Below are 20,216 nucleotides of genomic sequence, written 5' to 3' on the forward strand. Positions count from 1 at the left end.
CTGAAAATCAAGGTTGTCAGGTTTTGGCATTTCCAACGTCTAACAAGGCAAACCATCCATACAGGAAACATAGAGATGAAACCCCGTACCTTCTTTTCCCTTTGCACCAAGTTCGGCTGCCTGCTTGCGCTTGGCGCCTGCTCATCCAAAATAATGGATACCGAAGCCGCAACCGTACCGCAGGCATTGTCCTCATTGAAAACTCCTGATAACCGCCCTGCCAGTGTTTTCCTGAAAAAAGACAAACCCACCCTGATTAAATTTTGGGCAAGTTGGTGTCCTTTGTGTTTGTCCGAATTGGGACAAACCGAAAAATGGGCGCAAGATACAAAATTCGGTTCTGCCAACCTGATTACCGTTGCCTCGCCCGGTTTTCTGCACGAGAAAAAAGACGGCGACTTCCAAAAATGGTATGCCGGTTTGAACTATCCCAAGCTGCCCGTTGTGACCGATAACGGCGGCACCATCGCCCAAAGCCTGAATATCAGTGTTTACCCTTCTTGGGCGTTAATCGGTAAAGACGGCGACGTGCAGCGCATCGTCAAAGGCAGCATCAACGAAGCGCAGGCATTGGCGTTAATCCGCGACCCGAATGCCGATTTAGGCCGTCTGAAAAATTCGTTCTACAAACCCGACACACAGAAAAAGGATTCAGCAATCATGAATACGCGCACCATCTACCTCGCCGGCGGCTGCTTCTGGGGCTTGGAAGCCTATTTCCAACGCATAGACGGTGTGGTTGACGCCGTATCCGGCTACGCCAACGGCAAAACAAAAAATCCGAGCTACGAAGATGTGTCCTACCGCGACACGGGCCATGCCGAGACCGTCAAAGTGACCTACGATGCCGACAAACTCAGCCTCGACGACATCCTGCAATACTATTTCCGCGTCGTTGACCCGACCAGCCTCAACAAACAAGGCAACGATATCGGTACGCAATACCGCAGCGGCGTGTACTACACCGACCCCGCCGAAAAAGCCGTCATCGCCGCCGCCCTCAAACGCGAGCAGCAAAAATACCAACAGCCCCTCGTTGTCGAAAACGAGCCGCTGAAAAACTTCTACGATGCCGAGGAATACCATCAGGACTATCTGATTAAAAACCCCAACGGCTACTGCCACATCGACATCCGCAAAGCCGACGAACCTCTACCGGGCAAAACCAAAGCCTCCCCGCAAGGCAAAGGCTTCGACGCGGCAACGTATAAAAAACCCGGCGATGCCGAACTCAAACGCATTCTGACCGAAGAGCAATACCAAGTGACCCAAAAAAGCGCAACCGAATACGCCTTCAGTCATGAATACGACCATCTGTTCAAGCCCGGCATTTATGTAGACATCGTCAGCGGCGAACCCCTGTTCAGCTCCGCCGACAAATTCGATTCCGGCTGCGGCTGGCCGAGCTTCACCCGCCCGATTAACGCTGCCGCCGTTACCGAACACGACGATTTCAGCTACAACATGCGCCGCACCGAAGTGCGCAGCCACGCTGCCGATTCGCACTTGGGACACGTCTTTCCCGACGGCCCCAAAGACAAAGGCGGCCTGCGCTATTGCATCAACGGCGCAAGTTTGAAATTCATTCCTTTGGAAGAAATGGACGCTGCCGGCTACGGCGCATTGAAAGACAAAGTGAAATAACGGATTGAATCGAAAAAGGCCGTCTGAAAGAGATTTCAGACGGCCTTTTTAATTTGTCGGATGTAGAGGGTTGGTTTCTTATCTATCAAAAAATCTCAATAACTAAGAAAGTATGCCCTACAAAAACCTTTTAAATTCGTTTTGCCAACTCTTCGGCTTTACCCACATACAACGCAGGGGTCAGCTCAAGCAATTTGGCTTTGGCTTCTGCCGGAATTTCCAACGACTCGATAAAGAGTTTCAACACTTCAGGCGTAATGCCGTCTTTACCGCGTGTCAGGTCTTTCAGCTTCTCGTAAGGATTGGCTACGCCGTAACGACGCATTACGGTTTGAATCGGCTCGGCCAACAGCTCCCAAGTAGCGTCCAAATCGGCAGCAAGGGCGGCAGGATTCGGTTCAAGCTTGTTCAGACCGCGCAGATGGGCGGCAAAGCCCAATACGGTATAGCCCACGCCTACGCCCATATTACGCAATACGGTGCTGTCGGTCAGGTCGCGCTGCCAACGGGAAATCGGCAGTTTTTCAGACAAAAAGCCCAATACGGCATTGGCCATACCGAGGTTGCCTTCGGAGTTTTCAAAGTCGATCGGGTTGACTTTGTGCGGCATGGTGGAAGAACCGACTTCGCCTGCTTTGACTTTTTGTTTGAAGTAACCCAATGAAATATAGCCCCAAACGTCGCGGTTGAAGTCGATCAGAATCGTGTTGACACGGCTGATGGCTTGGAAGAATTCAGCCATATAGTCGTGCGGCTCGATTTGAATGGTGTAGGGATTGAAGGTCAGGCCGAGGCTGATTTCGACAAAGTTGCGGCAATGGGTTTCCCAATCCACATCGGGATAAGCGACCATATGGGCATTGTAGTTGCCGACTGCGCCATTAATTTTGCCGAGGAACTCTTGCGCTTGCAGGTTTTTGAACTGACGTTGCAGGCGGTACACGACATTGGCGATTTCTTTACCCAATGTGCTTGGTGTAGCAGGCTGGCCATGCGTGCGGCTCATCATAGGGACGGCAGCCAACTCATGCGCCATGCCGGTCAGTTTTTCGATGATTTCGGCCAGTTTCGGCAGCAAAACAGTCTCACGCGCTTCTTGCAGCATCAAAGCGTGGGACAGGTTGTTGATGTCTTCACTGGTGCAGGCAAAGTGGATGAACTCGCTGGCAGCAGCCACTTCAGGCACGCCGGAGAAGCGTTCTTTAAGCCAATATTCGATGGCTTTGACGTCGTGATTGGTGGTCGCCTCAATGGCTTTGACGGCGGCGGCATCTTCAAGTGAGAAGTTTTCGATCACTTTGTCGATTTCGGCAAGCGTAAAATCGCTGAAAGCAGGAACTTCTGCAATCTTAGGCTCGGCGGCAAGGGCTTTGAGCCAGTTTAATTCAACTTTGACACGCGCACGCATCAGGCCGTATTCGGAGAAAATCGGGCGCAATGCTTCAACGGATTTGGCATAGCGGCCATCTAATGGGGAAAGTGCAGCGATAGGGTTAATCATGTCGGATCTTCCTATGGGATGAAAACCAAATTGTTTGCAATTATACATGGTTTTACACTTCCAGGCCGTCTGAAAGACAGGTTTCAGACGGCCTTTTAGGCGTATTTTTCATAAAATTCTTTTTCGGAGGTTCAACTTTGCAAATTCGATTTACGATATATGCCATCTTCACGGATAATATCGGCTGACTTTCTGTAAATAATGAGGTTTTATGAATATCAAACGTTTTTCCCTAGCTGCAACCGTATTTGCGGCTTTGATGTTGAGTGCCTGTGAAACAACCACTACATCGAGCAGTGGCGGCAGCTGGACCAATATCGGCACCATCTCTGAAGGCAATATCAAAGTGGCCATTGATAGAAGCAGCATTAAAAGAAATGGCGCACTGGTTACTTTCCGCGATAAAAAAACCGTTTCCAAACTGAAAGAGGAACGTTTCGTCAACACACCGGCCTATAAAACGGCCATCGGCAGCTGGGAAATTCATTGCTCAAACAAAACCTATCGCCTGGCAGCGCTGCAACTGATGGACGAACACGGCCGGGTGATTTCCAACCAAAGCTATACACCGACCAGCATCCGCCCAATGAGCGTCATGAGCGGCACGATTACTGAAAAACAATACGAAACAGTGTGCGGACATAAGCTTTAATCCACACTTATTCACAAAGTTATCCACAGTTTAAATATTTAAAAGGCCGTCTGAATGCTTTGAATATCAAGTGTCAGACGGCCTTTTTATGTTTTTATGGAAATTTATCTTCAAATTTATCCACAAATTTTGTTTATTCAAAAATAATTTATTACAGCGATTCTTTTACGCTCAAAATTTGCTTCTCCAAATAAATACCTTTCCTTTGAAAATACAGCCCTTCTTTAACGCAGCCTTGTTCCTGTTTCTCCATCAATAATCTGGCTGGGCATTTTCTGCTTACCTATCAATCCGCCTACAACCCATACTTTCCTGCCGAACTGTCTTCTGACTTCCCTTTCCGTTTTGCACGCCCGTTTGCCTGCACGATTGCATGAAGTAGAGACTAAAGGCATTTCCAAAACCTGACACAAACGCCTTGCACCTGCATGCGCAGGAACCCTGACAGCCAATTTACTGCGTCCTTTCCCACGCAATAAGGGCAATACTTTTTTACCGGTCGGCAATAAAAAAGTTTTCGGAGCCGGCCATGCTTCATGCAGCATGGTTTGGATATCTTCAGACGGCCTTTGCAGCAAAGGTTGCAACTGTTCCAAGCTATGCCCAATGACAATCATGCCTTTGTGTTGCGGTCGTTTTTTCAGATGGATTAGTTGATTGAGTGCTTTGGGCAAAGTAGGGATACAGCCCAAGCCATAGCAAGACTCAGTGGGATAGGCGACCAAACCGCCTTTTTTAAGATGCGCCTGCAACCTGCGTTGGACTGCAGCCGATAAAATTCTAGGGAACATCATCATATACCAAGGCCGTCTGAAACCGCGATTGTCGGACAATCTGTGTTCAGACGGCCTATTTCTATTCATTATTAACGGTTGATGGCTTTATCGGCAATGTCTTTACGGTATTGCATACCGTCAAAACGGATAGTTTCCAATGCCTCATAAGCCTTGCTTTTAGCTTGTGCAACATCATCGCCCAAACCGACGACACACAACACACGGCCGCCGTTGGTTACCACTTCGCCTTTTTCATTCGTTGCAGTACCGGCATGGAAAACTTTACCGATTTGATTGGCCTTATCCAAGCCGAAGATCACATCGCCTTTTTTCGGAGAGTCAGGATAGTTTTGTGCGGCCAACACCACGCCTACGGCAGTCTGCGGATTCCATTCGGCGGTAACACTATCCAGTTTGCCGTCGATTGCCGCTTCAACCAAATCCACCAAATCGCTATCCAAACGGCTCATAATCGGCTGGGTTTCAGGGTCGCCGAAACGGCAGTTAAATTCGATGGTATAAGGCGCACCGGTTTTATCAATCATCAAGCCCGCATATAAAAAGCCGGTAAACTCATGACCTTCTGCTTTCATACCGGCCACAGTCGGCAAAATAATTTCATTCATCGCACGCTCGTACACATCAGGCGTTACCACCGGAGCAGGGCTGTATGCACCCATACCGCCGGTATTAGGGCCTTTGTCATCATCCAACAGGCGTTTATGGTCTTGACTGGTTGCCATCGGCAAAACATGATTACCGTCCACCATAACGATAAAGCTCGCTTCCTCGCCTTGCAGGAAATCTTCAATCACGACGCGCGCACCTGCATTACCCATTTTGTTGCCCAACAACATATCGTCAATAGCGGCATGGGCTTCATCCAAAGTCATAGCGACAATCACGCCCTTACCGGCAGCCAAACCATCCGCTTTAATAACAATCGGCGCACCTTTTCGGTTGACGTAATCATGTGCTGCATCGGCATTTTCAAAGGTTTGGTATTGCGCAGTTGGAATGTTATATTTTGCCATAAACGCTTTAGCAAAATCCTTTGAGCTCTCCAACTGGGCCGCGTATTGAGTCGGGCCAAAAATCTTCAATCCGGCAGCACGGAAGTCATTCACCACACCGGCAGCCAAAGGAGCTTCAGGGCCGACTACGGTAAAGGCAATATTTTCATTACGGCAAAAATCAATCAAATCTTGATGCGCCGTCAATGCCACATTCTGCAGTTTAGGCTCAATTGCCGTTCCGGCATTACCAGGTGCAACAAAGACAGTTTCTACTTTAGACGACTGCGCCAATTTCCAAGCCAGTGCGTGTTCACGTCCACCATTACCAATAACGAGCAATTTCATACCGTCTCCTTGAAGAATAGATGTTGTCAATTAAATTCAATCGATGGAATTATTGTTCCATCTTGTATAGCTGTTTCAAATTAAGAATAATATTGCACCAAGACAACCATACTCTAATTTCAAACAACGAAAGGAAAATCATGCAAAAGCGTATTGACGAAATTCAAAGCAAATACCGCGAATGGTGCGAATTACTGCCGCAACTGGAGGCAGATATCGCCCGATGGAAACATGCTGCAAGCCTCATGCAGGACATGGATGAATTCTATACCCACGAATACCAAGCGTGTTATCAAGCCATTGAAGAAGGTGCAGATGTTGATTTGCGTACACAGGGCGAATACAGCATCATGAGCGAAGATGCCCTATGGAACGCACTGGGAGAATTTCATCAACTGGCTTGGGAGCACCTGCGCTCAAGCGTAAATGCTTTAGACAGATACCAAGGCTAAAACTTCAAAGGCCGTCTGAAACTTTTGATTGATCAAATATGTTCAGACGACCTTTTATTCAAACGGCTTCTCAGTATTTACTTCAATTTGGCGTGTATTTTTCCAGGCGGCAATACAGGCTTCATAATCGGCCAACGCTATTTTCACTGTCAACTTACAATCCAGCTGCAAATCCTGTTCCACAATATCGGCCTGATATTGTTTGGCAATCCGTATCGCCTCATTCAAAACAGGATATTCACATTTCAACCAAACTGTCTTTTCGACATTCTTTTCAACAACTTCTGCTATTGCCAGTGCCTGAGCCGTTGATTCCTTATACGCATTAATCAAACCGGGAACACCCAATAGCGTACCGCCAAAATAACGCACAACCACAACCAATACATCCGTTACGCCGACAGAATCAATCTGCCCCAGAATAGGGCGGCCAGCGCTCCCGGACGGTTCTCCATCATCATTTGCGCGAAACTGCATTCCATCCACACCCAATCGGTAGGCGTAGCACCAATGTCGTGCTTTGTGATGCTCTTCCTTTAATGGGTCGAGATATTTCTTCACATCAGCCAACGTGCGGATCGGATAGGCATATGCGATGAAGTGGCTGCCTTTATCTTTAAATTCAGCCTGTGTCGGTGTGGTAATGGTTTTATAAGTCGTAATCATGCCGAAATATTTTCAGACGGCCTTTTATAACAAAGGCCGTCTGAACGTTTCACGTGAAACATTAGTTTTTCAGTGCTTCTGTCAGTTGAGGCACAACTTCAAACAAATCACCAACCAAGCCGTAGTCTGCCACATTGAAAATAGGCGCATCAGCATCTTTGTTGATGGCAACAATTACTTTACTGTCTTGCATACCGGCAACGTGTTGGATAGCACCGGAAATACCGATAGCGAAGTACAGTTGCGGCGCAACCACTTTACCGGTTTGACCCACTTGGGCATCGTTTGGCGCATACTCGGCATCCACTGCCGCACGGGACGCACCAATCGCCGCACCCAAAACATCTGCCAAAGGAGTCAACACTTCATTAAATTTTTCAGCACTGCCCAATGCACGGCCACCGGAAACAATCACTTTTGCCTGAGTCAATTCAGGGCGGTCAGACTGAGAAAGTTGACGGTTTACGAAACGGCTCAGGTTTTGAGCAGGTGTTGCCTCAACATTGACCACTTCTGCATTACCGCCTTGTCCGGCAGCATCAAATGCTGTCGCACGGAAAGTCAGCACCAGTTTTTCAGAATTGGATTGAACAGTTTCAAACGCATTACCGGCATAAATCGGACGGACGAATGTCGAGTTATCCACAACTTCGGTTAAATCGGAAACTTGTGGCACATCCAATAGGGCTGCTACTCGGGGCAGAAGATTTTTGCCAAACGCAGTTGCAGTCGCAGCCACATAGCGGTAATCCGCAGCCAGTTTAACAACCAAAGGCGCCAATTCTTCTGCCAAACCTTCAGCGTAATAGGGCGCATCGGCTACCAAAACTTTCGCTACACCTGCAACCTGTTTTGCCTCTTCAACGACTGCAGCAGCATTACTGCCGGCAACCAATAAATCTACATTACCCAATTGAGCGGCAGCCGTTACCGCATGCAAAGTGGCAGGATTCAAATGTTGGTTATTATGTTCCGCGATAATCAATACGCTCATTTCATACTCCTTAGATCACTTTGGCTTCGTTTTTTAGCTTTTCAACCAACTCAGCAACATCAGCCACTTTCACACCGGCTTGACGTGCTTTAGGTTCGGCAAATTTCACGGTATTCAAACGCGGAGAAATATCCACAGCCAAATCGGCAGGACTTAATTTTTCCAAAGGCTTTTTCTTTGCCGCCATGATATTAGGAAGTTTGACAAAGCGTGGTTCGTTCAAACGCAAATCCGCACTGATCACCGCAGGCAGCTTCAACGCAACAGTCTCTTCGCCGCCGTCAATTTCACGGGTTACTAATGCTTCTTCGCCTTCAATTTGCACTTTTGATGCAAAAGTACCTTGAGCCGCATTCAACAACGCAGCCAGCATTTGGGCAACTTGGTTGGCATCATCGTCAATTGCCTGTTTGCCCAGCAGTAAAATTTGTGGATTTTCTTTATCCGCAACAGCTTTCAGCAATTTTGCAACGGCCAAAGGCTCCAACTTCGCATCAGTCTCAACATGAACCGCACGGTCGGCACCCATCGCCAAAGCAGTACGCAACGTCTCTTCGCATTTTTTCTCGCCAAGAGAAACAGCAACAATCTCGCTTACTTTTCCGGCTTCTTTCAAACGGACAGCTTCTTCTACCGCGATTTCATCAAACGGGTTCATCGACATTTTGACATTACCGATATCCACATCGGAACCATCGGCTTTCACACGAACTTTGACGTTGTAGTCCACTACGCGCTTTACTGCGACCAGTGCTTTCATTCAATTCTCCTAAAAAGAATGTCCATCAAACTCAAGCATACTGCTTTTGATACATTCTTTATATAAAATCCAATTCGGTTTTCACCAACATGACAAAACCAAATTTGTATAAATCTTGGCAAATAGAGCGGAATTATATCATTTCTAAAGCATTTACTCAGAAAATAAATCTAACTCCCCAGCAATTATTTACCGTATGCAGCAACACAATCCATCAAGGTTTGATAAACCTCGTCAATATTGGGAATTTGAGCAATACCGCCTAAATTCTTTGCATAAGCCGAAACTTGAACGCCGGTCTTGGTCGGATCTGTATCTGTATAAATTCCTACGACAGGCTTTTCCAATGCATTGGCAAGATGCAGTAGTCCGGTATCTACGCCAATAATACCTACTGCGTTTTTCAATAAAAATGCAGCCTGTAATAAATTCATTTTGTCGCAAACTGAAGCAAACGGTAAATAGCTTGCAATCTGCTCCGCACGCATTTTTTCGGTTTCATTTCCCCACGGCAGATATACATTGCATTGTTGCTCTTCATTCAACTTCTTCAATAATGCACGCCAGTGTTCTACCGGCCATAATTTACTGTCGCGACTGGTTGCATGCAAAGCAACATAATAGGGGGATTGCACATTTTTCAGACGGCCTGATTCAGGAACCGACAAACCAAACACCTGCGTTTCAGGCATTGTATAACCAAAAACTTGGGCGAATAATTCACGGTTTCGCCAGACCGCATTTTTACCTTTTGGCACGGCAAACGTTTTGCTGTACGCAAGAGCAGCCAAACTTTCACGCGCGCTGTGTTTATCCAAACCGTAAATAGGGGATTTCGCCATTTTGGCAAAACATGCGCTTTTAATCAGTCCTTGACTATCTAAAACAAAATCAAAAGATTCAGCCTGTAAATCCGTTTTCAGACGGCCTATTTCACGCCACGTTTCAGCCTGAAAAAGGTGCTTGCGCCATTGCCGCCATTTCATTACATGAACTTTTTTGACAAAAGGATGTAAGCGGGCAATATCTGCAAACCCTGCCTCACACAGCCAATAGAGCTCTACCTCAGGACATTGTCGCGCCAAATCTTCAACTGCAGGCAACGTATGAATTAAATCGCCCATACTGGACAAGCGGACAAGTAAAATCTTCATATTTTGAAAGATGTTTCACGTGAAACAATAGGATTTAAAATATATTTTATTGATTATTAATGTATTTTTTTATTTCTTCGGCGTTTTCTAAAATAATAGCCCCGGCGGAACGCATTTCCTGCCATGCGAATTCAACCGTTTCCGGAGTAATGCCGCGACAAGCCGCCTGATTGACGATGACTTTCCAAGCCCCGCCTTTAAGCAACTGTAAAACCGTTGTCTTCACACAATAATCCGTTGCCAAGCCGCCGACAATAACTGTATCTGCATTTTGACAGCGCAACCATTCGATCAAACCTGTACTGAGTTTTTCTTCAATATCGTGAAAACATGCGCCGTAAGGATGCAATTCAGGATCAACGCCTTTCCAAACGCAATAATCGTATTCTTTGGCTGAAGGCAGGCCATCCAACAATTCATAGCCATATGTTCCAACCATCGCATGCGCCACCCAAGTCAAATCCGCATCGGGTAAACCTGTCGGCTTCAACATATCAACAGGATTATCCACAAGCCATTTTGCCGCGGCATGATGCGCATCTTTCGTCATCACGCGCAAATCCGCCAATGCAGCTTGGGCATTGAGTTCATCCGCAATCAGATGACCTTCGACAACAGGCAATTCTTTCGGGCACAAAGGCGTAAACGTTTTTTGTGCATCTACATCGATAGAAACAATCATGGATTAATATAACCTATTGATTTTATTTTAAATAATTTAAATTTTGCATTTATTGCCCATGTTCGGACATTTGGAATAAATGCTTTGTATTATAACAAATTACGACTGCAAAATGTGGGAAAACATCTGTGATATGATGACAGTTTGTACAGAATATTTATCCACAAATTATGTCCTATTCGATTACGCCTATTGCAACCGTTCATTCCCCCTACAAGCAAAAATTCGGTATTGCCCGCCAACCCGGCTTGGTTCCTGCAGCAGAAATTTGCATTGAACTCACTCCTGAATTTACCGCAGACAGCGTTCGGGGCTTGGAAGATTTCGACTATGTGTGGATAAGTTTTATTTTCCACGGCGTATTGGATGAAGGTTGGGCGCAAATGGTGCGTCCGCCACGGCTCGGAGGCAAACAAAAAATGGGCGTATTTGCCACGCGCAGCCCACACCGCCCCAATCATCTCGGTTTATCCCTGCTGAAACTCGAACGCATCGAAACAGGCAAACCTGTCCGCATTTATTGCAGCGGCGCAGACCTGTTGGACGGTACTCCGGTAGTGGATATCAAACCCTACATCCCGTTTGTCGAATCCAAACCAGACGCATCATCGGGCTTTGTCAGCGGCAAACCTAAAGAATTGAGCGTAGTCTGGGCAAAAAGTACGCTTGCGGAACATTTATCCACAGAAGAAAAACATCTTATTGAACAAAGCATTGCCCAAGATCCCCGTCCTGCTTACCAAGATATTCCCGAACGGATTTATGTAATGAATATTGCGGATTATGAAGTGCAGTTTAGGATAGAAAACAAATGTGCCACAGTGATTAAACTATCCACAATCTGATTACAAATTGAATCTTTCTACAAACAAAAGGCCGTCTGAAATGTTCAGACGGCCTTTGAGTTATCCACAGACTGATTGATTCAGCCTGTTATCCTTTAGATTTTGCTGGCAAAGAATTCCAAGGTACGAACCAATTGGCAAGTGTAAGACATTTCATTGTCGTACCAAGCAACGGTTTTCACCAATTGTTTGTCGCCTACGGTCATCACGCGGGTTTGAGTAGCATCGAAGAGTGAGCCGTATTCAATACCGATGACGTCGGAAGAAACAATTTGATCTTCAGTGTAACCGTAAGACTCGCTGGCCGCAGCTTTCATCGCGGCATTGATTTCTTCTTTGGTCACAGGACGCTCAAGAACAGAAACCAGTTCGGTCAAAGAGCCGGTAGCAACGGGAACACGTTGGGCAGAACCATCAAGTTTACCGTTCAATTCAGGGATAACCAAGCCGATGGCTTTAGCGGCACCGGTGCTGTTCGGTACGATATTCAAGGCAGCGGCACGGGCGCGGCGGAAGTCGCCTTTGCGGTGTGGCGCGTCAAGGGTGTTTTGGTCGCCGGTATAGGCGTGGATGGTGGTCATCAAGCCTTCGACAATACCGAATTCTTTTTGCAATACCGCAGCCATAGGAGCCAGGCAGTTAGTCGTACAAGAAGCGGCAGAGATGACGGTTTCGCTGCCGTCCAAAATATCTTGGTTTACGCCGTATACGACAGTTTTCACATCATTGCCGCCGGGAGCCGAAATCACAACTTTGCGCGCACCGGCACGGATATGGGCTTCCGCTTTGGTTTTATTGGTAAAGAAACCGGTACATTCGAGGACGACGTCCACACCCAGCTCGCCCCAAGGCAATTCTTCAGGATTAGGATTGGCAAATACTTTGATTTCTTTGCCGTTAACAACAATAGCGTCGTCTTTCAATTCGGCAGAGCCTTCAAAGCGGCCTTGGGTACTGTCGTATTTGAAGAGGTGCAACAGCATGTCTGCAGGAGTCAAGTCGTTAACAGCAACGACTTCGATACCTTGGGCTTTTTCAATTTGACGCAATGCCAGACGACCGATACGGCCAAAACCATTAATCGCTACTTTAATACTCATTTTGCTACTCCTATTAGATGGAATGGGAAAAATTTCTCAGTGAGGCCATTGTATCCTGAAATAAAATTACTTTCTAGAATTACATGTAATTACTTTTAAAATGTTTGATTTAAATAAACAAAACGTGAAATTCTTGATTGTAGGAAAATATCGGATTTGTCTAAATAGTCCTATTTTTTGGTATTTTATTTCATAAATTTCATTTTTTTATCTTAATTTTTTTGTAAGCTTATGATTTTCATAAATTTAGTTCTATTTTTCTGTATTTTGCCGTTTTTGTGCTGATAACTCAGTTTTTTCTTCAAATCATAGTATTTAAATTTTTAAAACGATGATTTTGATGATGGTCCTAATCCTTTGTGGATAACAGAAGATTTTTCTTTAAAACCAATCCAATAATCACTTTTTATCTTTGAGGCAAATCCTAACTGAATGTCGGAATAAAAAGGGATAGAATCTTAGTTTCCCTATTTATCTGTGGATAAAAACCAAATTACCCACTTCAATTTCACACACATTTGTGGATAATTCAAAACGTGAAGTTCATCCCTGCAAAACATCCATATTGGCAAATACTATTAAAAATGATGGCTTGTTTTTTCCTTTTTAACGTATCATTTGTCCATCAGACTTTTTAAAAGGAAGCAATTATGCTGCAACGGACTTTAGCCAAATCAGTAAGCGTTACCGGCGTTGGCCTGCATTCGGGCGAAAGGGTCGCTCTGACTTTGCATCCTGCCGAAGAAAACAGCGGTATTTCGTTCCGCCGTACTGATTTGAGCGGGGAAATGGGCGAAGTCATCCAATTGAATCCTTATTTGATCAACGATACCCGCCTCTCTTCAACCATTGTTACCGATAAGGGCGTGCGCATCGGTACGATTGAACACATTATGTCGGCTCTGTCTGCCTACGGCATCGACAATGCCTTGATTGAATTGAACGCGCCTGAAATTCCGATTATGGACGGCTCCAGCCTGCCGTTTATTTATCTTTTGCAAGATGCGGGCGTTGTCGATCAAAAAGCCCAAAAACGTTTTTTAAAAATCCTCAAACCCATTGAAATCAAAGAAACCGGCAAATGGGTGCGCTTTACGCCTTACGACGGCTTTAAAGTTACTTTAACCATCGAATTCGACCATCCTGTATTCAATCGCAGCGCACCTACTTTTGAGATTGATTTTGCAGGAAAATCCTATATCGATGAAATTGCCCGCGCCCGTACCTTCGGCTTTATGCACGAAGTGGAAATGATGCGCGCCCATAATCTCGGACTGGGCGGCAATTTAAACAACGCCATCGTGATTGACGATATGGACGTTTTGAATCCGGAAGGTTTGCGCTATCCCGATGAATTTGTCCGCCATAAAATCCTGGATGCGATTGGCGATTTGTACATTGTCGGCCATCCGATTATTAGCGCATTTGAAGGTTACAAATCAGGTCATGCCATCAATAATGCACTCTTGCGTGCCGTTTTGGCAGATGAAACGGCTTACGAATGGGTTGAGTTTGCCGATGACGAAGAATTGCCCACCGCTTTTCACGAGCTGCCGGCAGCCTGATAAAAAATAGATAAAGCAGTCCAATGAGAAGGCCGTCTGAAACCAAGTTCAGACGGCCTTTTTCATGTCAAACCAACAATATCAATCGCCCATAACCTTGCCTTCACGGCGCGGGTCGGCACCGCCGAGCAAACCGTCTTTGCCGATCACAATGCCTTGTACGCCGGAATTCAAATCGCGGATTTGGACTTTGTAGCCCAGTTTTTCCAACGCTGCCGCTTTGTCCGCCGCAGCGGTTTTTTCCTCAATTTCATACTGGCTGCCGCGATTGAGCATATTCGGCAGGGAGATTGCCGCCTGAATGTCCATGCCCCAATCGATATGCGCCACCAGCGTTTTGGCGACGAAGCCGATAATGCGGCTGCCGCCGGGCGAACCGACCGCCAGATAAGGCTTGCCGCCTTTCATCACAATGGTCGGCGCCATCGAAGAACGCGGCCGCTTGCCGCCCGCCACGCTGTTTGCCACCGTTTTACCGTCTGCGCCGACAGGGTTGAAAGCGAAATCGGTCAATTCATTGTTGAGCAGATAGCCGTTTGCCATCAGTCCCGAACCGAATGCGTTTTCAATCGAAGTCGTCATCGATACGACGTTGCCGTCTTTATCCACAACCACCAAATGGCTGGTGGATGGCAGCTCGACCGCCATACCCTGCGCGTATGCCTTGCCGAACTTGCCCGCCTGAATATTTTCCAATGCCTTGTCAGCTTTGCGGATTTCTTCGGCGCGCGGTTTCAGGTAAGCCTGAGAAATCAGGGCGAGGGCCGGGACGTTGACAAACGCGGGATCGCCGACATAATAATCGCGGTCGGCAAACGCAATCCGCGACGCATCGCCTATCCAGCGCCAACTGTGGATATTTTCCGCGCCCAACGCCTTCATATCCTGATTCTGCAATACGCCCAAAATCTCGCCCAAAGCAATCGCACCCGAACTTGGCGCGCCCATGCCGCAGACTTCGTATTCACGATACGGCGCACAAACCGGTTCGCGCTCGATAACGCGGTAGTTTTTCAAATCCGCCATGCTGATTTTGCCGGGATTATCCACAGCATCGGTAACGGCACGGACAATATTCTGCGCCTGCGCCCCCTGATAAAACGGCGCGCTGCCTTTTTCCGCCAACAGGCGTACGGAGCGGGCAAATTCAGGGTTTTTCAACACTGTTCCCGCTGCCAAAGGCTTGCCGTCGGGCAGGAAATACGCGGCGGTTTGCGGATAACGTTTCAAAGGCTCCAGATTCTGCTCGATGGATTTCGCCATGCGTGGTGAAACGGTAAAGCCTTGTTCCGCCAAAGCAATCGGTTTGTCAAACAGACTTGCCCAAGGCAATTTGCCGTAACGCTTGTGGACATCTTCCAGCAGCTTCGGAATCCCCGGCACGCCGACCGAACGGCCGCCGACCACTGCGTTCATAAAGCCCATCGGCTTGCCGTTTTCATCCAAGAAAAGCGCCGGCGTTGCCGCTTTCGGCGCCGTTTCGCGGGCATCAAACGTCGTCAGCTTTTTCGCCTTATTGTCCCAATACACCAAAAACGCGCCGCCACCCAAACCGGAAGACTGCGGCTCGGTCAGTCCCAAGGTCGTCTGCATAGCGATCATCGCATCTATCGTGCTGCCGCCGCGTTTCAAAACCTCGTATCCTGCCTCGGTTGCCAACGGATTGGCAGACGCTGCCATATAATGCTTGGCGCGGATCAATTTCTGCTCGGTCAGCCCCGTTCCTTGTTCCGGCGCATGGTTATCCACAGATACGGAGGGCAGGGTAACTTGAGGCTTTTGAACCGGCTGTTGCGCACAAGCAGCTAAGACCAAAACAGGTAATAATTTAATACCAAAGGAAAATTTCATATTCACTCCATTAATTTAAATATTTTCAGACGGCCTTTTCCCAACTTGAACAAGAGGGAATATGAAAATATTCAGAAATAAAAAACCATTTGACTATTTCCCTACTCAATCAGTTCCGATTGGAGAAGTATAAAAAAGCTAGGATTGTGCACAGGCGAAAATTTATCCACAGAATGAAGCAGCAGAAAAATTTTATCCACATATGCAAACAAGACCGGCCATACTTTATCCTCATCAAAAAATATCAGCTAAGTATTTGAAAATTTGTTTTAATCAAAGTTATCAACAAGGTGTGGCAACACTCAATATCATCTTCTATTTATTATTTAAAATCTTATTTATAGTTTGTTTTCCCAAAGGCAAAGGCCGTCTGAAACGTAAAGGCATCTTTTCAAAAAATTAAAAAGTTAAGGATTGTTAAAAACGTGTAAATCAGCTAGAGTTACGCTTGATAAAATTAATCAATAACGGAGTTTCACGAAATGAAAGGCGACATTGGCGTAATCGGCCTTGCCGTAATGGGGCAAAACCTGATTCTCAACATGAACGACAACGGCTTTAAAGTTGTCGCATACAACCGTACGACCAGCAAAGTAGATGATTTTTTAAACGGTGCAGCCAAAAATACCAATATTATTGGTGCATATTCACTGCAAGATCTAGTTGATAAATTAGAAAAACCGCGCAAAATCATGATGATGGTTCGCGCCGGTTCTGTCGTGGACGATTTTATCGAGCAACTTGTCCCGCTTTTGGACGAAGGCGACATTATTATTGACGGCGGCAATGCCAATTATCCCGATTCCACCCGCCGCACGCACAAGCTGGCGGCAAAAGGCATCCGCTTTATCGGCGCGGGCGTTTCCGGTGGCGAAGAAGGCGCGCGTCACGGCCCGTCCATCATGCCCGGTGGCGACGAAGCCGCATGGCCTGCCGTTAAGCCGATTTTCCAAGCCATCTCCGCCAAAACGCCTCAAGGCGAGCCTTGCTGCGACTGGGTCGGCCGCGACGGCGCGGGCCATTTCGTCAAAATGGTGCACAACGGCATCGAATACGGCGATATGCAGTTGATTTGCGAAGCCTACCAATTCATGAAAGACGGCTTGGGCCTGTCTTATGACGAAATGCACCAAATCTTCAACGAGTGGAACAAAACCGAGCTGGATTCCTACCTGATTGAAATCACCGCCGCGATTTTGGGCTACAAAGATGAAAACGGCGAACCTTTGGTCGAAAAAATCCTTGATACTGCCGGTCAAAAAGGCACGGGCAAATGGACCGGCATCAACGCCCTCGATTTGGGTATTCCGCTGACACTGATTTCCGAAGCCGTGTTTGCACGTTGCGTATCCGCGTTTAAAGACCAACGCGTCCAAGCAAACAGCCTGTTTGGCAAAACCATTACCCCGATTGAAGGCGACAAAGCCGCATGGGTGGATGCGTTGCGCCAAGCCCTGTTGGCATCCAAAATCATTTCCTACGCACAAGGCTTCATGCTCATCCGTGAAGCCAGTGAAAACAACGATTGGGCATTGAATTACGGCAACACCGCCCTCTTGTGGCGCGAAGGCTGCATTATCCGCAGCGCCTTCTTGGGCAACATCCGCGACGCATACGAAGCCAATCCCGATTTGGTCTTCTTGGGTTCCGATCCTTATTTCAAAGGCGTATTGGAAACCTGTCTGCCTGCATGGCGTAAAGTGGTGGCCAAAGCGATCGAGTGCGGTATTCCGATGCCTTGCATGGCTTCTGCCATTACCTTCCTTGACGGCTACACTTCTGAGCGTTTGCCTGCCAACCTGCTGCAAGCGCAACGCGACTACTTCGGCGCGCACACCTACGAGCGTACCGACAAACCGCGCGGCGAGTTCTTCCATACCAACTGGACAGGTAAGGGCGGCGATACCGCTTCAACCACATACGATATCTAATTTGCCCAGGCAAACAAAAGGCCGTCTGAGTATTTCAGACGGCCTTTTTATAGGGTTATCCACAATGAAGAATGAAACGATTTAAAGTATTTGATAGATAACTTTATGAAATAAATAAAGATTAATAAAGGCCATCTGAATATTTCAGACGGCCTTTAAAATTGTTCACAACCTTATCAACAGGTTTTCCATAGATTAAACCAGATTTTGCGGATTGCCGACCACGAAGCGGTTGATGTTGTCCAAAAGGATGTCAAACAGGCGGTTGGCAGCCTCTTGGCTTGCCCATGCAATGTGTGGCGTGACGATGAGGTTGGGCAGTCGGGCTTTCAGCAGAGGATTGCCGTCGCGTGGTGGCTCTTGTGTCAACACGTCAAAACCTGCCCCGCCGATTTGGCCGTATTTCAACGCCGCAACCAAAGCGGCTTCATCAACCAGGCCGCCGCGCCCGCAGTTGATGAGGATGGCGCCGGGTTTCATTTGCTGCAATTCGGCTTCGCCTATCATGTTGGCCGTTTGCGGCGTGAGCGGGCAATTAAGCGACACGACATCGGCGGAGCGGATGGCTTCGTCAAAGGAAACATAGCCGTCGCGGACGCTTTGGGCATTTTTATGTTCGGCGAACACGACATTCATTTTGAAAGCCTGTGCATAAGTTGCCAGCGTTTTACCGATATTGCCGCGACCGAAAATCGCCAGCGTTTTGCCGTTTAAATCACGCATCGGTGCGCCGAGGTGGCAGAAAAACGGCGAGTTTTCCCACAAGCCTGCCGCAACGTCGCGCTGATAGGCAGGCAGGTTGCGCATCAGGGTAATCATCATCATAAACGCGTGTTCCGCCACGGATTCATTACCGTAAGCGCGGATATTGCACACGGCCGTGCCGTTTTGTTTGGCGGCCTCAACATCCACATTGTTGACGCCTGTCGCGGTAACGGCAACCAGCTTGAGTTGTGGATTTTCGGCAAATGCTTCGGCGGAAATCACGACTTTGTTGGTAATCACAATGTCCGCGCCGCGGATACGCGCCAGCGTTTCGTGCGCTTCGGTTGTGCCGTAGCTGCTTAATGTGTGTGGAAAATCAAATTCAAACGGACGGTTGACGAGGGTATCGCGGTCGAGGACGACAATTTGGAGCGAATTCATAAAATTCCTATCAAAAATAAAATATCGATTTATAAAATCTAAATAAGGATAAAGGATTTAAAATATACGCGTTAGTTGATAATAATTATTATATAGTGATTAAAACATCAATGTATCAGGAAAATAAGCTGATTGTTACACCAAAATTCCATAAAGAGATACTAGACCCGAAATACCATTTTGGAAGAGGATAGCATTATGTTAGATAGATTATATTTAATCAAATTGATTGATCAGTTAAGAAATTTTGAAGGTTCAGAAGAGGATGAAGATGTATTTCTTGAAAAATTAGAAAATTTGGTCACAGATCCAAATATATCAGATTATATATATTGGACAAACATGAGCTCCGAGGAAATAGCTGATAAAGTACTTAGTTACAAACCTATTATCCTCCCTGATTTAAGCAATTCTTAGTCTACATGAAATTTTCAGTTTTAATGTAACGTATATGTGGAATACATACATGTACTATGCGTAATAAACAACCTAAGGAGAAATGTTGATTATTTGACAAATTATAACTGAAAGGAGTAATGAAAATGAAAATTAAGAGTTTAGTTGAGAAAATGGGTGGAGTTCAAAGGTTTACATTTGAACCACTGATTCCTACATCTAGAAAATTAATGTCCAAATTTTTAGATATTACTAAAGAAGAATTTTCAGATTATTTGGATTATCTTGAATTATTTGGTGGAGAGACAGGATTTATAAAAGAATTTAAGTTAACCCCATATAGTGATTTGCCTGAATATTGTTATCCTGATGACGATATTCCTGTAGGTGGTAATATCGAATGGAGTGGTGGTGATTTAGGTTTTTTTTATGGTGAAAATATAAACTACCAAAAAAACTCCCAAATTAGTGAAAGGCTTGAAAAATACAAAAATAGAATACCAGATAATTTTCTACCAATATCAAGTAATGAATTTGGTGATTTGATTTGTCTATGTACTCAAGGAGAAAGAATTGGGCAAATTTTCTATTGGGATCATGAAAATGAATGGGATGAAGAAGATTATTTTGATGAATTTGGTGTACAAATGCCTGAAGAAGTAAAATTCCAAAATATCTATTTAATTGGTAAAAATCTATATGATTGCTTTAGCAGAATGATTCCAGTTTAATAATTGAAA

At 46.2% G+C, this 20,216-nt stretch carries 19 protein-coding genes; 8 read left to right on the forward strand and 11 right to left on the reverse strand.

The window, feature by feature from the left end; translation table 11 throughout:
- Positions 1-75 precede the first annotated feature (75 nt).
- A complete protein-coding gene (msrAB, locus tag ACTHUF_RS05650) occupies positions 76-1,644 on the forward strand; it encodes a bifunctional peptide-methionine (S)-S-oxide reductase MsrA/peptide-methionine (R)-S-oxide reductase MsrB (RefSeq protein WP_315093206.1) in 1,569 nt (522 codons plus the stop codon).
- A gap of 130 nt (positions 1,645-1,774) precedes the next feature.
- On the opposite strand, the gene purB is transcribed toward msrAB, so the two are convergent.
- Positions 1,775-3,145: an adenylosuccinate lyase gene (purB, locus tag ACTHUF_RS05655; RefSeq protein WP_036492421.1), complete on the reverse strand. Its 1,371-nt coding sequence runs from the start codon at positions 3,143-3,145 to the stop codon at positions 1,775-1,777.
- A gap of 211 nt (positions 3,146-3,356) precedes the next feature.
- On the opposite strand from purB, the gene ACTHUF_RS05660 reads away from it, so the two are divergent.
- Positions 3,357-3,797 carry a surface-adhesin E family protein gene (locus tag ACTHUF_RS05660; RefSeq protein WP_063068604.1) on the forward strand — a complete coding sequence of 147 codons (441 nt, stop codon included), beginning with the start codon at positions 3,357-3,359 and terminating at the stop codon, positions 3,795-3,797.
- A 224-nt stretch (positions 3,798-4,021) separates the two neighbouring features.
- On the opposite strand, the gene ACTHUF_RS05665 is transcribed toward ACTHUF_RS05660, so the two are convergent.
- A complete protein-coding gene (locus ACTHUF_RS05665; protein ID WP_440346513.1) occupies positions 4,022-4,591 on the reverse strand; it encodes an L-threonylcarbamoyladenylate synthase in 570 nt (189 codons plus the stop codon).
- Between the two features lie 71 nt (positions 4,592-4,662).
- Positions 4,663-5,934, reverse strand: a complete 1,272-nt coding sequence (gene purD / locus ACTHUF_RS05670; protein WP_440346511.1) for a phosphoribosylamine--glycine ligase — start codon at positions 5,932-5,934, stop codon at positions 4,663-4,665.
- 140 nt (positions 5,935-6,074) lie between these two features.
- Between purD and ACTHUF_RS05675 the strand changes: the two genes are divergently transcribed.
- On the forward strand, positions 6,075-6,386 hold the full coding sequence (locus tag ACTHUF_RS05675) for a DUF4298 domain-containing protein (protein WP_036492429.1): 312 nt from the start codon (positions 6,075-6,077) through the stop codon (positions 6,384-6,386).
- A gap of 54 nt (positions 6,387-6,440) precedes the next feature.
- Here ACTHUF_RS05675 and ACTHUF_RS05680 read toward each other — a convergent pair whose 3' ends face one another.
- The 5 genes from ACTHUF_RS05680 to ACTHUF_RS05700 all read right to left on the reverse strand — a co-directional run bounded on the left by ACTHUF_RS05680 (position 6,441) and on the right by ACTHUF_RS05700 (position 10,642).
- Positions 6,441-7,052 carry an IMPACT family protein gene (locus ACTHUF_RS05680; RefSeq protein WP_440407323.1) on the reverse strand — a complete coding sequence of 204 codons (612 nt, stop codon included), beginning with the start codon at positions 7,050-7,052 and terminating at the stop codon, positions 6,441-6,443.
- Positions 7,053-7,113: 61 nt separating this feature from the next.
- Complete coding sequence (locus ACTHUF_RS05685; RefSeq protein ID WP_440407324.1) at positions 7,114-8,046, reverse strand: electron transfer flavoprotein subunit alpha/FixB family protein; 933 nt, start codon at positions 8,044-8,046, stop codon at positions 7,114-7,116.
- 10 nt (positions 8,047-8,056) lie between these two features.
- Positions 8,057-8,806, reverse strand: a complete 750-nt coding sequence (locus ACTHUF_RS05690) for an electron transfer flavoprotein subunit beta/FixA family protein (RefSeq protein ID WP_003686610.1) — start codon at positions 8,804-8,806, stop codon at positions 8,057-8,059.
- A 185-nt stretch (positions 8,807-8,991) separates the two neighbouring features.
- Positions 8,992-9,960: a lipopolysaccharide heptosyltransferase I gene (gene waaC / locus ACTHUF_RS05695; RefSeq protein ID WP_315117054.1), complete on the reverse strand. Its 969-nt coding sequence runs from the start codon at positions 9,958-9,960 to the stop codon at positions 8,992-8,994.
- A gap of 46 nt (positions 9,961-10,006) precedes the next feature.
- The gene (locus ACTHUF_RS05700) at positions 10,007-10,642 is read right to left on the reverse strand and encodes a nicotinamidase (RefSeq protein ID WP_315117056.1); all 636 of its coding nucleotides are present in this window, start codon (positions 10,640-10,642) and stop codon (positions 10,007-10,009) included.
- 170 nt (positions 10,643-10,812) lie between these two features.
- On the opposite strand from ACTHUF_RS05700, the gene tsaA reads away from it, so the two are divergent.
- Positions 10,813-11,487 (forward strand): tRNA (N6-threonylcarbamoyladenosine(37)-N6)-methyltransferase TrmO, encoded by a 675-nt coding sequence (gene tsaA / locus ACTHUF_RS05705; RefSeq protein ID WP_315117058.1) that lies wholly within the window; start codon positions 10,813-10,815, stop codon positions 11,485-11,487.
- Positions 11,488-11,582: 95 nt separating this feature from the next.
- Here tsaA and gap read toward each other — a convergent pair whose 3' ends face one another.
- The gene (gene gap, locus ACTHUF_RS05710; RefSeq protein ID WP_003747744.1) at positions 11,583-12,587 is read right to left on the reverse strand and encodes a type I glyceraldehyde-3-phosphate dehydrogenase; all 1,005 of its coding nucleotides are present in this window, start codon (positions 12,585-12,587) and stop codon (positions 11,583-11,585) included.
- 650 nt (positions 12,588-13,237) lie between these two features.
- On the opposite strand from gap, the gene lpxC reads away from it, so the two are divergent.
- The gene (gene lpxC / locus ACTHUF_RS05715) at positions 13,238-14,152 is read left to right on the forward strand and encodes a UDP-3-O-acyl-N-acetylglucosamine deacetylase (RefSeq protein WP_315093187.1); all 915 of its coding nucleotides are present in this window, start codon (positions 13,238-13,240) and stop codon (positions 14,150-14,152) included.
- Between the two features lie 81 nt (positions 14,153-14,233).
- Here the strand turns inward: lpxC and ggt are convergent, their stop codons facing one another.
- Positions 14,234-16,003, reverse strand: coding sequence for a gamma-glutamyltransferase (gene ggt / locus ACTHUF_RS05720; protein ID WP_440407325.1), 1,770 nt, complete (start codon positions 16,001-16,003; stop codon positions 14,234-14,236).
- 482 nt (positions 16,004-16,485) lie between these two features.
- On the opposite strand from ggt, the gene gnd reads away from it, so the two are divergent.
- A complete protein-coding gene (gene gnd / locus ACTHUF_RS05725) occupies positions 16,486-17,934 on the forward strand; it encodes a decarboxylating NADP(+)-dependent phosphogluconate dehydrogenase (RefSeq protein ID WP_315093183.1) in 1,449 nt (482 codons plus the stop codon).
- A 195-nt stretch (positions 17,935-18,129) separates the two neighbouring features.
- Here the strand turns inward: gnd and ACTHUF_RS05730 are convergent, their stop codons facing one another.
- On the reverse strand, positions 18,130-19,080 hold the full coding sequence (locus tag ACTHUF_RS05730) for a D-2-hydroxyacid dehydrogenase (protein WP_315093181.1): 951 nt from the start codon (positions 19,078-19,080) through the stop codon (positions 18,130-18,132).
- Positions 19,081-19,278: 198 nt separating this feature from the next.
- Between ACTHUF_RS05730 and ACTHUF_RS05735 the strand changes: the two genes are divergently transcribed.
- Both ACTHUF_RS05735 and ACTHUF_RS05740 read left to right on the forward strand, forming a co-directional pair.
- Positions 19,279-19,497, forward strand: coding sequence for a hypothetical protein (locus ACTHUF_RS05735; RefSeq protein ID WP_003743387.1), 219 nt, complete (start codon positions 19,279-19,281; stop codon positions 19,495-19,497).
- Between the two features lie 125 nt (positions 19,498-19,622).
- Positions 19,623-20,207 (forward strand): SMI1/KNR4 family protein, encoded by a 585-nt coding sequence (locus ACTHUF_RS05740; RefSeq protein WP_070829737.1) that lies wholly within the window; start codon positions 19,623-19,625, stop codon positions 20,205-20,207.
- Positions 20,208-20,216 lie beyond the last annotated feature (9 nt).

The organism is Neisseria sp. P0024.S006 (assembly GCF_051956595.1).
Lineage (GTDB): Bacteria > Pseudomonadota > Gammaproteobacteria > Burkholderiales > Neisseriaceae > Neisseria.